At 68.5% G+C, this 12,913-nt stretch carries 17 protein-coding genes; 14 read left to right on the forward strand and 3 right to left on the reverse strand.

The window, feature by feature from the left end:
- Window positions 1–23 precede the first annotated feature (23 nt).
- The 4 genes from phnD to ATO6_RS08025 all read left to right on the forward strand — a co-directional run bounded on the left by phnD (window position 24) and on the right by ATO6_RS08025 (window position 3,786).
- Window positions 24–929: a phosphonate ABC transporter substrate-binding protein gene (phnD, locus tag ATO6_RS08010; RefSeq protein ID WP_088623476.1), complete on the forward strand. Its 906-nt coding sequence runs from the start codon at window positions 24–26 to the stop codon at window positions 927–929.
- Window positions 930–992: 63 nt separating this feature from the next.
- Window positions 993–1,844, forward strand: a complete 852-nt coding sequence (gene phnE, locus ATO6_RS08015; RefSeq protein WP_088623477.1) for a phosphonate ABC transporter, permease protein PhnE — start codon at window positions 993–995, stop codon at window positions 1,842–1,844.
- Entirely contained in the window at window positions 1,841–3,145 is a 1,305-nt protein-coding gene (phnE, locus tag ATO6_RS08020; protein WP_088623478.1) for a phosphonate ABC transporter, permease protein PhnE, read from the forward strand. Before phnE (ATO6_RS08015) ends, phnE (ATO6_RS08020) begins: the two co-directional genes overlap by 4 nt.
- 23 nt (window positions 3,146–3,168) lie before the next feature.
- A complete protein-coding gene (locus ATO6_RS08025) occupies window positions 3,169–3,786 on the forward strand; it encodes a chloramphenicol acetyltransferase (protein ID WP_088623479.1) in 618 nt (205 codons plus the stop codon).
- Here the strand turns inward: ATO6_RS08025 and phnF are convergent.
- The gene (phnF, locus tag ATO6_RS08030) at window positions 3,783–4,490 is read right to left on the reverse strand and encodes a phosphonate metabolism transcriptional regulator PhnF (protein WP_088623480.1); all 708 of its coding nucleotides are present in this window, start codon (window positions 4,488–4,490) and stop codon (window positions 3,783–3,785) included. The genes ATO6_RS08025 and phnF overlap by 4 nt on opposite strands.
- Window positions 4,491–4,599: 109 nt before the next feature.
- Here phnF and phnG point away from each other — a divergent pair, with 109 nt between their 5' ends.
- Genes phnG through ATO6_RS08055 form a run of 5 tightly spaced genes read left to right on the forward strand, consistent with a single transcriptional unit; the run spans window position 4,600 to window position 7,721 of the window.
- Window positions 4,600–5,061, forward strand: a complete 462-nt coding sequence (gene phnG, locus ATO6_RS08035; protein WP_088623860.1) for a phosphonate C-P lyase system protein PhnG — start codon at window positions 4,600–4,602, stop codon at window positions 5,059–5,061.
- Window positions 5,061–5,630 (forward strand): phosphonate C-P lyase system protein PhnH, encoded by a 570-nt coding sequence (gene phnH, locus ATO6_RS08040; protein WP_088623481.1) that lies wholly within the window; start codon window positions 5,061–5,063, stop codon window positions 5,628–5,630. The genes phnG and phnH overlap by 1 nt, the downstream gene beginning before the upstream one ends.
- Window positions 5,630–6,721, forward strand: a complete 1,092-nt coding sequence (locus tag ATO6_RS08045; RefSeq protein ID WP_088623482.1) for a carbon-phosphorus lyase complex subunit PhnI — start codon at window positions 5,630–5,632, stop codon at window positions 6,719–6,721. The genes phnH and ATO6_RS08045 overlap by 1 nt, the downstream gene beginning before the upstream one ends.
- Window positions 6,718–7,131: a FosX/FosE/FosI family fosfomycin resistance hydrolase gene (gene fosX, locus ATO6_RS08050; protein ID WP_088623483.1), complete on the forward strand. Its 414-nt coding sequence runs from the start codon at window positions 6,718–6,720 to the stop codon at window positions 7,129–7,131. The genes ATO6_RS08045 and fosX overlap by 4 nt, the downstream gene beginning before the upstream one ends.
- Window positions 7,128–7,721: a pyridoxamine 5'-phosphate oxidase family protein gene (locus tag ATO6_RS08055; protein ID WP_088623484.1), complete on the forward strand. Its 594-nt coding sequence runs from the start codon at window positions 7,128–7,130 to the stop codon at window positions 7,719–7,721. The genes fosX and ATO6_RS08055 overlap by 4 nt, the downstream gene beginning before the upstream one ends.
- A 7-nt stretch (window positions 7,722–7,728) precedes the next feature.
- Here ATO6_RS08055 and ATO6_RS25030 read toward each other — a convergent pair whose 3' ends face one another.
- Window positions 7,729–7,893: a hypothetical protein gene (locus ATO6_RS25030; protein ID WP_176440867.1), complete on the reverse strand. Its 165-nt coding sequence runs from the start codon at window positions 7,891–7,893 to the stop codon at window positions 7,729–7,731.
- A gap of 40 nt (window positions 7,894–7,933) precedes the next feature.
- On the opposite strand from ATO6_RS25030, the gene ATO6_RS08060 reads away from it, so the two are divergent.
- The 4 genes from ATO6_RS08060 to phnN are packed head-to-tail and all read left to right on the forward strand — an operon-like array spanning window position 7,934 to window position 10,797.
- On the forward strand, window positions 7,934–8,800 hold the full coding sequence (locus ATO6_RS08060; protein ID WP_176440868.1) for an alpha-D-ribose 1-methylphosphonate 5-phosphate C-P-lyase PhnJ: 867 nt from the start codon (window positions 7,934–7,936) through the stop codon (window positions 8,798–8,800).
- The gene (gene phnK / locus ATO6_RS08065) at window positions 8,797–9,567 is read left to right on the forward strand and encodes a phosphonate C-P lyase system protein PhnK (RefSeq protein ID WP_088623485.1); all 771 of its coding nucleotides are present in this window, start codon (window positions 8,797–8,799) and stop codon (window positions 9,565–9,567) included. The genes ATO6_RS08060 and phnK overlap by 4 nt, the downstream gene beginning before the upstream one ends.
- A gap of 4 nt (window positions 9,568–9,571) precedes the next feature.
- Complete coding sequence (gene phnL / locus ATO6_RS08070) at window positions 9,572–10,255, forward strand: phosphonate C-P lyase system protein PhnL (protein ID WP_088623486.1); 684 nt, start codon at window positions 9,572–9,574, stop codon at window positions 10,253–10,255.
- On the forward strand, window positions 10,252–10,797 hold the full coding sequence (phnN, locus tag ATO6_RS08075; RefSeq protein WP_088623487.1) for a phosphonate metabolism protein/1,5-bisphosphokinase (PRPP-forming) PhnN: 546 nt from the start codon (window positions 10,252–10,254) through the stop codon (window positions 10,795–10,797). The genes phnL and phnN overlap by 4 nt, the downstream gene beginning before the upstream one ends.
- Here phnN and ATO6_RS08080 read toward each other — a convergent pair.
- Window positions 10,779–11,468 (reverse strand): DUF1045 domain-containing protein, encoded by a 690-nt coding sequence (locus tag ATO6_RS08080; RefSeq protein ID WP_088623488.1) that lies wholly within the window; start codon window positions 11,466–11,468, stop codon window positions 10,779–10,781. The genes phnN and ATO6_RS08080 overlap by 19 nt on opposite strands.
- Window positions 11,469–11,547: 79 nt before the next feature.
- Between ATO6_RS08080 and ATO6_RS08085 the strand changes: the two genes are divergently transcribed.
- Window positions 11,548–12,687: an alpha-D-ribose 1-methylphosphonate 5-triphosphate diphosphatase gene (locus tag ATO6_RS08085; RefSeq protein WP_088623489.1), complete on the forward strand. Its 1,140-nt coding sequence runs from the start codon at window positions 11,548–11,550 to the stop codon at window positions 12,685–12,687.
- Window positions 12,688–12,913 lie beyond the last annotated feature (226 nt).

The raw sequence follows: 12,913 nt of genomic DNA on the forward strand, positions 1-12,913 counted from the left end.
AGGCTCAACACCCGGAGACGACCATGAAAAAACTGCTCGCAGCCGCTCTGGCCACCACCGCGCTCGTCAGCGCCGCCGGTGCCCAGGAGATCAAGGAATTCAACATCGGCCTGCTCGGCGGCGAAAACGCCCAGGACCGTCTGAACTCGAACGAATGCCTCCGCGCCTATGCCGAGGAAGCGCTCGGCGTGCCGGTCAAGCTGTTCGCCCCCGCCGACTACAACGGCGTGATCCAGGGCCTGCTCGGCGGCTCGCTCGACATGGCGTGGCTCGGCTCGTCCGGCTACGCGGCGACCTTCCTGCAGAACCCCGACGCGGTCGAGCCGGTGCTGGTCAAGGCGAACCTCGACGGCTCCTACACCTACCACTCCATCGGCTTCGCCCGTAAGGATAGCGGCATCACGTCGCTGGAGGACGTGAAGGGCAAGAAATTCGGCTTCGGCGACCCGAACTCCACCTCCGGTTTCCTGATCCCCTCGGTCGAGATCCCGCAGCTGACCGGCGCGACCATGGAGTCCGGCGACTACTTCGGCGAGGTCGTATTCACCGGCGGCCACGAACAGACCATCGTCGCGGTCACCAACGGCGACATCGACGCCGGCGTCACCTGGGCCGACGGCATGGGCAACTGGGAAGACGGCTACAACTCGGGCGCGCTGCGCAAGGCCGTGGACGCGGGGCTGGTCGACATGAACGATCTGGTCGAGATCTGGCGCTCCAAGCCGATCCCGGAAGGCCCGGTCGTGCTGAAGAAATCCCTGCCGGACGAGGTAAAGGCCAAGATGACGGCCCTCGTTGGCGATCTGAACGAAACCGACCCCGACTGCGCCTATGGCGTGGCGGCGGGCGAGACCGCCGGTTTCGTGCCGATCGACCATTCCTACTACGAGTCGATCATCGAAGTGCGCCGCCAGAAGTCCGGCAGCTAAGCTTTCGACATCCTTCGGGGCCCTGCCATCGCTGGCGGGGTCCCTTTGCCATCCGGGGGACAGATGAGCACCACGACCGTCGACATCCGCGACGCCTATTTCGACCTCGTGCGCCGCAGGCGGCTCTATGGCGGTCTGATCCTGCTGATCCTCGTCGTCCTGCTGGTCTCGGGCTTTGGCGTCGCCAATGACCGCAACGCCGGCGGCTTCCTGCCGGGCCTGCCGCAGGTGCTCGACTTTCCAGCCGACGTTATCGCCGAGGCGTGGGAGCGGCGGGCGGAACTGCCCGGCCATCTGGTGAAGTTCTTCCCCGCGCTGATCGAGACGATCAACATTGCCGCCGTCTCGACCCTGATCGGCGGGCTGATCGCCGTGGTGCTGTCGACGCTGTCGACCCGTGGCCTTGCCCGATGGCCACGCCTGATCCCGGTCTTCCGCCGGACGATGGACCTGATGCGCGCGGTGCCCGAGATCGTGATCGCGCTGGTCCTGATCTTTGTCCTTGGCGGCGGGCCGGTGCCTGCGGCCATCGCCATCGCCTTCCACACCTCCGGCGCGCTCGGCAAGCTCTTCTCCGAGGTCAACGAGAACGCCGACCTCAAGCCGCTCGAGGGCCTCGCCTCGGTCGGTGCGAACTGGTCCCAGCGGATCGCCATCGGGCTGATCCCGCAGGTCGCGCCGAACTGGCTGTCCTACGCGCTGCTGCGTTTCGAGATCAACATCCGCGCCAGCGCCATCCTCGGCTTCGTCGGTGCGGGCGGGATCGGGTACGAGCTGAAGAACGCAATCTCTTGGGGGCAGGGGCAGTTCGGACAGGCCGCCGCGATCTTCCTGCTGCTGTTCCTGACCATCGTGGCCTTCGACCAGCTGTCGAGCGCCGTGCGCCACCGCCTGACCCACGGAGCGAAAGCATGACCGACGCCGCCCTTTATGCACAGGCCGACCGGCTGATCGCCCGCAAGCGGCTGATCGCATTCGCGCTGCCGGTCCTCGTGCTGGCCTACCTGACCTATGCCTTCTTCGCCTTCGACATCGCGGGCCTCGCGCAGCGGGCGCGGATGGACAATGCCGTGACGCTGATCTCGGACACCTACAGCTACAAGACCCATGTCGAACGCTCGAACCGCACCGGCGGCATCGAGGTCGCGGTCGAGGGCGAGCGCAAGGGGACCTACGACGCGACGAACTACCCGTCCTGGGTGACGGTCGGGGACGACAGCGCGCGGATCGTGCTGGACGACGGCGGCGTGGTCGAGATCGACGGCGACACGACCCGCTACGACATTCCGGGCTACGGCGCGATCACCGCCTCGGTCGGCACCTCGGGGATCGAGGTGGACCGCGATCCCGCGACCCTGCCGGACTGGATGTCCTATTCGAACACCCGCCTGACCATCAAGACCGACGCCGCCCGCGTCTCGCTGACCCGCGCCCGGACCGAGGTCTTCGTCTACGACTTCGGGTGGGAGCTGTTCTGGTTCACGCTCGACAGCCCCTATTACGGGCATTCCGTGTCGCAGGTGCTGTTCGGCGACCGGATCGACCCCGCGCGGTCCAATATCGCGGGCGCATGGCACGATTTCTGGAACAACCCGATCTGGCGCCATGGTGACACCGCCTGGGCGCTGTTCGAGACGATGCTGATGGCCTTCCTCGGCACCGTCGGCGCGGCGCTGGTGGCGCTGCCGCTGGCGTTCCTCGCGGCCCGGAACTTCGCCCCGCTGATGCTGCTGCGGCTGGCGATGCGGCGGGTGTTCGACCTGTTCCGGGGGATCGACGGGCTGATCTGGACGATCCTGCTGTCCCGCGCCTTCGGCCCCGGCCCGCTGACCGGGTCGCTGGCGATCCTGCTGACCGACACCGGGTCCTTCGGCAAGCTCTTCTCCGAGGCGCTGGAGAACGTGGACGACAAGCAGATCGAGGGGCTCGCCTCGACCGGGGCCAAGCCGGTGCAACGCTATCGCTTTGGCGTCATCCCGCAGATCACGCCGGTGCTGCTGTCACAGGTGCTTTATTTCCTCGAATCGAACACAAGGTCGGCCACGATCATCGGCGCGATCACCGGGGGCGGCATCGGGCTCTTGCTCACGCAGGCGATCATCACGCAGAAGGACTGGGAAGAGGTGAGCTATTACATCATCCTCATCGTCCTGATGGTGATGCTGATGGACAGCCTGTCGGGCTGGCTGCGGCGCAAGCTGATCAAGGGCGACTGAGGCACAGCCGCAAGGACCGCCAGATGGCCAGACTGAGCCCGAACGAACCGTTCCTGCACGACGACGTGGTGATCGTGAACACGACCTTCGGGCGCTATTGCGAGGTCGGGCGCGGATCGCGGGTGCTGAATTCGGAATTCGGCGACTACGCCTATTGCGACCAGCGGGCGGACATCGCGAACACCACGCTGGGCAAGTTCGCCAACGTGGCCGCCGCGACCCGGATCGGGCCGACGGACCATCCCTATGCCAATGCCTCGCTGCACCATTTCCTCTACCGCTCCGCCTCCTACTGGGACGACGTGGAGGACGATGCCGATTTCTTCGCCCGCCGCGCGGCCCGGCGGACGGTGATCGGGCACGACACATGGATCGGGCATGGCGCGATCATCAAGCCCGAGGTGACCATCGGCAACGGGGCCATCGTGGCCGCCGGCGCAATGGTGACCAAGGACGTCGCGCCCTACATGATCGTCGCGGGCGTCCCCGCCGTGCCGTTGCGCGCGCGCTATCCGGACGGCGTGGCCGACCGGATCGAGGCGCTGGCCTGGTGGAACTGGGACCACGACCGCCTGCGCGCGGCGCTCGATGATTTCCGCACGCTCGACGCCGCGGCCTTCTGCGACAGGTACGAAGCCTAGTCCGCGAAGATCAGCGTCACCCGGTCGCCCGCGAACCACGTCGTGCCGAATTCGACCGGCACGCCGTCCGGCGTCTTGTTCAGCCCGGTCGATTTCAGCAGCGGCGCGCCCTCGGCCAGCCGCAGGTGCAGCGCCTGCGTGGCCGTGGCGGGTTCGGCCTGAAGCCGGGTTTCGGTGCGGACGTAATCCGGCACGCCCGCGCGTTTCAGCGCCTCGGTGACAGAGGGGATTTCGCGCAGCGCCGCCTCGAAACCCGGCAGTCGGGTGACCGGGAACAGGCTCTCGAACACCGCCAGCGGCGTGCCTTCGGACAGGGACATGCCCTCGGACACCAGCACCTGGTCGCCGGGGGCGAGGGCCAGAAGTTCCGCCTCGCGCGCGTCGCAGGGGCGGGTCTCCAGCCGGGTCATCCGCCGCTCGGGCGTGCGGCCGGTGGCGCGGATGTTCTGGTGGAACCGGACGCGGCGGCCCATCGGGTATTCGGTCGGCGTCGTCGCCACGAACACGCCCGCGCCGCGCCGCGCGTGGAGGATCCCGCGCTCGGACAGATCCGACAGGCCCCGGCGCACCGTGTGGCGGTTGACGCCGAAGCGCGTGGCCAGTTCCGCCTCGGTCGGGATCTTGTCGCCGGGGCGGTAGTGGCCGCGGGCGATCTCGTCCTCGAGTGTCGAGACGATGGATTTCCAGACCGGTGTTCGGGCCATCTGTCACCAAACTTTCATGCGCGCGACGCTTGCCGTCCTGCGGCGAGTCGCGTAGGATTTGTCTAGTTGTATATATTCCTAGACAAATCGGCAAGGTGTCTAGATGCCCATGACCACCACGGACCTATCCCCCGAAACAGAGCGCCGGCGCGCGTGGATGTCGCTGCTGGCGACCGCGCCCGAGAGGCTGCTGTCGGACCTGATGTCGGCGCTCGGACCTGCGCCCGAGCATCGGATCCTGCGCGCGCCCGAGGTGGGCGGCGTCATGGTCCGGGGCAGGGCGGGCGGCACCGGTGCGGCCTTCAACATGGGCGAGATGACGGTGACCCGCTGCGCGCTGAGGCTGGCGGACGGGACGGTCGGCCATGGCTATGTGCAGGGCCGGTCCCGCGATCACGCGACCCGCGCGGCGCTGGTCGATGCGCTGATGCAGGGGGCGCAGGCCGAGGAGGTCGAGGCCAAGGTGCTGGGGCCGCTGCGCCGCGCACGGGACGAGAAGCGCGAGGCACGGGCGGCCCGGGCGGCGGCGACGAAGGTGGAGTTCTTCACCATGGCGCGGGGAGAGGACTGATGGACGACGTGACCCTCGGCGGCGGGTTCGACAACCCGCCGGTACAATCCGCGACGGCCTTCCGCGCGGCGCTGTCGGCGCTGGCCCGGCCCGGCCGGATCGAGCGGATCGGCGGGGCCGAGGCGCCGTCGCCGGTCTCGCCCGCCGCCGCGACGCTGCTGATGGTGCTGTGCGATCCCGAGACGCCGGTGCATCTCGCGGGCGCACATGACCGGGCCGAGGTGCGGGAGTGGATCGCCTTCCACATCGGCGCGCCAGTGGTCGGGGCGGCGGCGGCGCAATTCGCGCTCGGCACATGGGCCGCGCTGTCGCCCGTCGACCGCTTCGGCATCGGCACGCCGGAATATCCCGACCGGTCCGCCACGCTGATCGTCGAGGTCCCGGACCTCGCCGCAACCGGCGCACGACTGACCGGGCCGGGGATCGAGACCGCCGCCCGCCTGTCGCTGCCCGAAACCGAGGCGTTCCGCCGGAATGCGCTGCTGTTCCCGCTGGGGCTCGACTTCTTCTTCACCGCGGGCGACCGGATCGCCGGTCTGCCCCGCACGACCCGCGTGGAGGCCGACTGATGTATGTCGCGGTGAAAGGCGGCGAGCGCGCCATCGAGAACGCTCATGACTGGCTGGCCGAGGAACGGCGGGGCGACACGTCGGTCGCGGAACTGACCGTCCCGCAGATCCGCGAACAGCTGGCGCTGGCGGTGAACCGGGTGATGGCCGAGGGCTCGCTCTACGATCCCGACCTCGCCGCGCTGGCGATCAAGCAGTCGCGTGGCGACCTGATCGAGGCGATCTTCCTGATCCGCGCCTACCGCACCACGCTGCCGCGCCTCGGCGCCTCGGTCCCGGTCGAGACGGACCGCATGGCTTGCATCCGCCGCGTCTCGGCCACGTTCAAGGACGCGCCGGGGGGGCAGGTCCTGGGACCGACATTCGACTACACGCACCGGCTGCTGGATTTCAAACTGGCCGCCGAGGGCGAAGTCGCGCCTGCGCCGCAGGCGAAGCCCGAGCGGGCGGATATGCCCCGGATCACCGAGTTTCTGAACAAGGACGGCCTGATCCAGACCGAGGCGCGGGACGACACCACGCCGCCCGACATCACCCGGACGCCGATGAAATACCCCGCCGACCGGGCGACCCGGCTGCAGGCGCTGACGCGGGGGGACGAGGGCTTTGTCCTCGGGCTCGCCTATTCCACGCAGCGCGGCTACGCCCGCAGCCATGCCTTTGTCGGCGAGCTGCGGATCGGCACCGTGGCGGTCGAGATGGAGATCCCCGAGCTGGGCTTCGCCATCGAGATCGGAGAGGTCGAGCTGACCGAATGCGAGACGGTGAACCAGTTCAAGGGCTCCAGGACCGAGCCGCCGCAATTCACGCGCGGCTATGGCCTGACGTTCGGCCAGACGGAACGCAAGGCGATCTCGATGGCGCTGGTGGACCGGGCCCTGCGTTGGAAAGAGCTTGGCGAGGACAACGTCGGGGCCCCGGCGCAGGACGAGGAATTCGTGCTGTCCCATGCCGACAACATCCAGGCGACCGGGTTCCTCGAACACATCAAGCTGCCGCACTACGTCGACTTCCAGTCCGAACTGGAGCTGATCCGCAAGTTGCGCCGCGAGGCGCAGGGCGACAGGGAACATCGCGAGGCGGCGGAATGACCCTCGGGCTGTCGCATGTCACGCTGATCGTCTCGGACCTCGACCGGACTCAGGGGATGCTGGAACGGGTGTTCGAGGCGCGCTGCACTTATGCAAGCGACGAGACGCGCTTTTCCCTGTCCGACGAACGCTTCTTCGACATCGGCGGGGTCTGGGTCGCGACGATGAAGGGCGATCCGCTGCCCGCGCGCAGCTACAACCACATCGCCTTCCGCATCCGGGAGGACGAGTTCGACGACCGGCAGGCACGGATCGAGGCCGAGGGGCTGGAGATGCTGCCGCCGCGCGCGCGCGTCGAGGGGGAGGGGCGGTCGCTCTACTTCTACGGCCCCGACAATCACCTCTTCGAGCTGCACACCGGCACGCTGGAAGAACGGCTGAAACGCTATGCGCGGGGGAGGGGCAGATGACAGAGCGTCCCGTCTATCACGACAAGATGCGCGAGTTGCAGCGCCGGTTCGGGTCCGAGAAGCTGGCGGATCGTCTGGCACAGCACCGCCGCCGCACCGCGTTCAGCGACGCCGACCGGGACTTCATCGAGGGGGCGAAGTTCTTCTTCCTCGCCACCAGCGACGCCGAGGGCTTTCCCGACTGTTCCTACAAGGGCGGGCTGCCGGGCTATGTCCAGGCGACCGGGCCGGGCAGCCTGTCCTTCCCCTCGCTCGACGGGAACGGGATGTATCGCAGCCTCGGCAACATCGTCGCCAATCCGCGTGTCGGGCTGCTGTTCATCGACATGGAGAGCCCGCGCCGCCTGCGGGTCAACGGGCGGGCCCGGATCGACTTCGACGATCCCCGGCAGGCCACGATCCCCGGTGCGGAACTGATGGTGCATGTGGACGAGCTGAGCATCTTCACCAACTGCCCGCGCTACATCCACACGGGCGAAAAGGTCTCCGACTACATCGACCGGGGCGACGGCAACGCAAAGGTGCCGGACTGGAAGACATGGCCCGAGTTCTCGGACGTGCTGCCGGGCAAAGGGGGCGGAGATGACTAGCCCAGCCTCACGGCCGGTCGGCGTGGCTGTCCGCGCCGCCCCGGTTCTCGCCGCCGTCGCGTTCCAGCGGCGGGGTGGCTCCGTCGCCGCCCGGCGTCCCGCCGAGCGCGCGTTTCAGGATGATCGCGACCGCCGTGACGACCGCGATCAGGGCGATGACTGTCCATTCCATTGTCACTTCCTTCCGATCTCTGCCCGCCGCGAGGCCCGACATGTCTGACTACAACTTCGCCTATCTCGACGAACAGACCAAGCGGATGATCCGCCGGGCGATACTCAAGGGGATCGCGATCCCCGGTTACCAAGTGCCCTTCGCCAGCCGCGAGATGCCCATGCCCTACGGCTGGGGCACCGGCGGCGTGCAGGTGACGGCGGCCTGCCTGACGCCCGACGACCGGCTCAAGGTCATCGACCAGGGCGCGGACGACACGACGAACGCGGTGTCCATCCGCAAGTTCTTCGAACGCACGGCCGAGGTGGCGACCACCACGGTGACGTCCGAAGCCAGCGTCATCCAGACCCGCCACCGCATACCCGAAGAGGCGCTGAGCGAGGATCAGATCCTCGTCTACCAGGTGCCGATCCCGGAGCCGCTGCGGTTCCTCGAACCGCGCGAGACCGAGACCCGCAAGATGCACGCGCTCGAGGAATACGGGCTGATGCACGTCAAGCTTTACGAGGACATAGCCCGGCACGGCCACATCGCCACGTCCTATGCCTATCCGGTGAAGGTCGAGGGGCGATATGTCATGGACCCCAGCCCGATCCCCAAGTTCGACAACCCGAAGCTGGAGATGGCGGCGATCCAGCTGTTCGGCGCGGGGCGGGAACAGCGGATCTACGCGATCCCGCCCTACACGCAGGTTGTCTCACTCGATTTCGAGGATCATCCCTTCGAGGCGACGAAGGCCCCCGCGCCCTGCGATCTCTGCGGGGCCGGGGACAGCTATCTGGACGAGGTCATCACCGATGATGAGGGCGGGCGGATGTTCGTCTGTTCCGACACCGATTTCTGCACCACCCGCCAGGCGGCGGGCCATCGCGGGCGGCTGAGCCCGATCGAGGAGGCAACGGCATGACACCGCTTCTGTCCGTGCGCGGGCTGCGCAAGACCTATGGCGGCCGGATCGGCTGCGAGGACGTGAGCTTTGACCTCTATCCCGGCGAAGTCATGGGGATTGTCGGCGAAAGCGGGTCCGGCAAGTCGACGCTACTGAACTGCATGGCGGGGCATCTGGCGCCCGATGCGGGCGAGGTTCTGTTCGACACCCGTGACCGGGGGCCGGTCGACACGCTCAGGATGAGCGAGCCGGAGCGGCGGATGCTGGGCCGCACCGACTGGGCCTTTGTCCACCAGAACGCGCGGGACGGGCTGCGAATGTCGGTATCCGCCGGCGGCAACGTGGGCGAGCGGCTGATGGCGGTCGGCGCGCGGCATTACGGCGACATCCGTGGCAAGGCGCTCGACTGGCTGGACCGGGTCGAGATCGCGGCGGACCGGGTGGACGACCGGCCCTCGGCCTTTTCCGGCGGGATGCAGCAGCGGCTGCAGATCGCCCGCAACCTCGTCACCGGGCCGCGGCTGGTGTTCATGGACGAACCGACCGGCGGGCTCGACGTGTCGGTGCAGGCGCGCCTGCTGGACCTGCTGCGCGGGCTGGTGCGCGAGATGGGGCTGTCGGCGATCATCGTGACCCATGACCTCGCCGTCGTCCGGCTTCTGGCCGACCGCATCATGGTGATGAAGGGCGGGCGCGTGGTCGAGGCGGGGCTGACCGATCAGGTTCTGGACGACCCGCAACACGCCTATTCGCAGCTTCTCGTTTCTTCCGTCCTGCAGGTGTAAGCCCATGATCCGGATCGAAAACCTCTCGAAATCCTTCACCCTGCACAACCAAGGCGGCGCGGTGATCCCGGTCATGGCGGGGGCGCATCTGACCGTGGAGCCCGGCGAATGCGTCGCCCTGACCGGCAATTCCGGGGCGGGGAAATCCACGCTGATGCGGATGATCTACGGCAACTACCTCGCCGCTGCCGGGTCCATCCGGGTGGGCGATCTGGACGTCGTCACCGCCGAGCCGCGCGAGATCATCGCGCTCCGGCGCGAGACGCTGGGATATGTCTCGCAATTCCTGCGGGTCGTGCCCCGCGTCCCGGCGCTCGACGTGGTGGCCGAGCCGCTGCTGGCCATCGGCACCGACCGGACGGCGGCGCAGGCGCGGGCGCGCGATCTGCTGGCGCGGCTGAACATCCCCGAACGGCTGTGGTCGCTGTCGCCCACGACCTTCTCGGGCGGCGAACAGCAGCGCGTGAACATCGCGCGAGGCTTCGCCCATGCCTATCCGGCGCTTCTGCTGGACGAACCGACCGCCTCGCTCGACGCCACGAACCGCGAGGTAGTGCTGAGCCTGATCGAAGAGGCCAAGGCGCGCGGCGCGGCGATCGTGGGGATCTTCCACGATGCCGAAGCGCGGGAACGGGTGGCGGACCGGGTGATCGACGTCTCGGCCTTCACCCCGAGGCGGGCGGCGTGAGGGGCGGGCGGCTCTTCACCGTCGTCGGGCCCTCCGGCGCGGGCAAGGACACGCTGATCGAGGCGGTGCGCAGGCGGCGCCCCGATCTGGTCATCGTGCGCCGCGCCATCACCCGAGGGGCCGAGAAGGGCGGCGAGCCGTTCGAGCCGGTGACCGAACCGGAATTCACCGCCCGCGCCATGGCCGGAGGGTTCGCGATCCACTGGCGGGCGCATGGCCTGAGCTACGGCATCCCCGCCCGGATCGACCGGGATCTGGCCGAGGGGCGGGACGTGCTGTTCAACGGATCGCGCGCGGTGCTGCCGCAGGTGGCGGCGCGCTATCCCGAACTGACGGTGCTGCTGATCGACGCCCCGCGCGAGGTGCTGGCCGCCCGGCTGGCGGCGCGCAATCGCGAGGATCCGGCGGATATCGCGGCGCGGCTGGCGCGGTCGGATTACGCGCTGCCGGAGGGGCTGAACGTAGTGCGGATCGACAATGGCGGGACGCTGGAGACGGCGGTCGAGGCATGCCTCGCCGCGCTTCAGCCGGTCAGCGCATGACGGGAGACGAGGTGAAACCGACCCTCCGCATCCTCGCCGAACAGGCAGAGGTCCGGGACAACGAACGGCCCCTCGGTCATCGGTGCGAGGATCGGGGTCAGCACCTGTGCGACCGCGTCGGCCTCCTCGGCGGGCAACCGGCCGGACAGGGTCAGGTGGAAACGGAAGTCTTCCATCACGTGGGGATAGCCCCATGTCATCAGGTTGACCTCCTGACTGGGGCTGAGGCCCCTGGCCCGGCGGCGGTTGAGTTCCGCCTCGGGCGCGGGCGCCCGGTGATGGTCGAGCGCACGGACGGCCTCGGCGGCCAGATGCGCCAGCGCGGTGGTGTCGCCGGTCGGGACCAGGGCGAGGAAGCCGCCGAGGCGGTGCAGTTCCAGCCCGTCGCAATGCACCGGGGCGATTCCGCTGCACAGCGCGTCGAGGTCCGAGGCCAGCGCCTCGGGCGAGGCGGAGGCGTTCAGGCGGAAGGGCGGCTTGATCGTGCCGTGAAAGCCGTATTTGCGCGGTGTCGCCGTGATCTCGGCCACCGGGCGCGGCAGGCCGGGCAGGTCGGGATGGGGCACCTCTGCGCCGGCCACCGGATCCCAGCCGAGCCACGCGGCGGCGAACTCGGCGAGAGGCCCCGGAGGGCGCGCGTAATAGACGGCGTAGCGGCTGAAGTCGGTCATCTGCGCCCGGTATCCCAGTAGTGTCACACGACCGTGACACTTTCATGCAAGTGAGGCGGCCTTCAAGGCAGGTAAAGCAATGCAGGACATGATTTTCACCAATGCACGCATCGTTCTCGAGGACGAGGTGATCGAGGGCACCATCCACGTGGCGGATGGCCGGATCGCCGCGATCTCGCAGGGCGGCAGCGCGGTGCCCGGTGCCGTGGATTTCGGCGGCGACATGCTGATCCCCGGCCTGATCGAACTGCACACCGACAATATCGAGCGGCATATCGAGCCGCGCCCCAAGGTCGACTGGCCCCATGCCGCCGCGATCATGGCGCATGACGGGGAACTTGCGTCGGTCGGGATCACCACGGTCTTCGACGCCATGCGCGTCGGATCGCTGCCGAGCGCGGACACCGGCTATCGCAAATATGCCCGCCCGCTGTCGTCCGAGCTGATGGAGCTGAGGGCGAACGGCGCGCTCCGGATCAACCACTACCTGCACCTGCGGGCCGAGGTCTGTTCCGAGACGCTGGAGGAGGAGCTGGCGGAGTTCGGCCCCGAGGACCGGGTGCGGCTGGTGTCGCTGATGGACCACACGCCGGGCCAGCGGCAATTCCGCGATATCTCCAAGCTCAAGGACTACGTCCAGCGCAAGCGAGGGCTGAACGACGAACAGTTCGCGCGCCACGTCGACAACCTGCGGACCCTGCGCGAGACCTACGGCGACCGGCACGAGGTGGTCGCGGTGCGCGAGGCCAAGCGGTTCGGCGCGGTGCTGGCCTCGCATGACGACACCACCTCGGCCCATGTGGCGCAGTCGGCGCGGCACGGCTGCACGGTGGCCGAATTCCCGACGACCGAGGAGGCGGCGGCGGCCTGCAAGGCCAGCGGCATCGCGGTGATGATGGGCGCGCCCAACCTGATCCGGGGCGGATCGCATTCGGGCAACGTCGCGGCGCATGACCTGGCCGAGGCGGGGCTGCTGGACATCATGTCGTCGGACTACGTGCCGTCGTCGCTGATGACGTCGGCGTTCCTGCTGGCGGACCTGTGGCAGGACGTCCCGCGCGCGGTGGCGACGGTGACATCGGCCCCGGCGGATGCGGTCGGGTTGACGGACCGGGGGCGGATCGCGCAGGGGTTGCATGCCGACCTCGTGAGGATCGGGCGGATCGGCGGCTCGCCCGTCGTGCGGGGTGTCTGGTGCCACGGACGGCAGGTCGGCTGAGCCATCGGAGACCATGCCTGTGCGGATGTCCGCCGCCCGGCGGGTTGTGCCTGTTTCGTGGGCGGAGGCGCGTAGGGTATTGGGCTGGAACGGAAACCCTGGAGCCCTGGGCCTCCGGCGGCGGGTGCTGAGGCTTTCAGTGCGAAAGCAGCGCAAAGCCTCGGCGCCGGATCGCGACATGCCATGCGGAAAACTGCCTGCTCCGATCTATGGGGATTGGGGTGCC

The sequence above is a fragment of the Oceanicola sp. 22II-s10i genome, assembly GCF_002210105.1.
Taxonomy (GTDB): domain Bacteria; phylum Pseudomonadota; class Alphaproteobacteria; order Rhodobacterales; family Rhodobacteraceae; genus Pseudooceanicola.

What these genes read in the sequence shown, in the direction of transcription:
- phnD (WP_088623476.1), top strand. Translation starts at nt 24, where the DNA reads ATGAAAAAACTGCTCGCAGCCGCTCTGGCCACCACCGCGCTCGTCAGC.
- phnE (WP_088623477.1), top strand. Translation starts at nt 993, where the DNA reads ATGAGCACCACGACCGTCGACATCCGCGACGCCTATTTCGACCTCGTG.
- phnE (WP_088623478.1), top strand. Translation starts at nt 1,841, where the DNA reads ATGACCGACGCCGCCCTTTATGCACAGGCCGACCGGCTGATCGCCCGC.
- ATO6_RS08025 (WP_088623479.1), top strand. Translation starts at nt 3,169, where the DNA reads ATGGCCAGACTGAGCCCGAACGAACCGTTCCTGCACGACGACGTGGTG.
- phnF (WP_088623480.1), bottom strand. Translation starts at nt 4,490, where the DNA reads ATGGCCCGAACACCGGTCTGGAAATCCATCGTCTCGACACTCGAGGAC.
- phnG (WP_088623860.1), top strand. Translation starts at nt 4,600, where the DNA reads ATGACCACCACGGACCTATCCCCCGAAACAGAGCGCCGGCGCGCGTGG.
- phnH (WP_088623481.1), top strand. Translation starts at nt 5,061, where the DNA reads ATGGACGACGTGACCCTCGGCGGCGGGTTCGACAACCCGCCGGTACAA.
- ATO6_RS08045 (WP_088623482.1), top strand. Translation starts at nt 5,630, where the DNA reads ATGTATGTCGCGGTGAAAGGCGGCGAGCGCGCCATCGAGAACGCTCAT.
- fosX (WP_088623483.1), top strand. Translation starts at nt 6,718, where the DNA reads ATGACCCTCGGGCTGTCGCATGTCACGCTGATCGTCTCGGACCTCGAC.
- ATO6_RS08055 (WP_088623484.1), top strand. Translation starts at nt 7,128, where the DNA reads ATGACAGAGCGTCCCGTCTATCACGACAAGATGCGCGAGTTGCAGCGC.
- ATO6_RS25030 (WP_176440867.1), bottom strand. Translation starts at nt 7,893, where the DNA reads ATGGAATGGACAGTCATCGCCCTGATCGCGGTCGTCACGGCGGTCGCG.
- ATO6_RS08060 (WP_176440868.1), top strand. Translation starts at nt 7,934, where the DNA reads ATGTCTGACTACAACTTCGCCTATCTCGACGAACAGACCAAGCGGATG.
- phnK (WP_088623485.1), top strand. Translation starts at nt 8,797, where the DNA reads ATGACACCGCTTCTGTCCGTGCGCGGGCTGCGCAAGACCTATGGCGGC.
- phnL (WP_088623486.1), top strand. Translation starts at nt 9,572, where the DNA reads ATGATCCGGATCGAAAACCTCTCGAAATCCTTCACCCTGCACAACCAA.
- ATO6_RS08080 (WP_088623488.1), bottom strand. Translation starts at nt 11,468, where the DNA reads ATGACCGACTTCAGCCGCTACGCCGTCTATTACGCGCGCCCTCCGGGG.
- ATO6_RS08085 (WP_088623489.1), top strand. Translation starts at nt 11,548, where the DNA reads ATGCAGGACATGATTTTCACCAATGCACGCATCGTTCTCGAGGACGAG.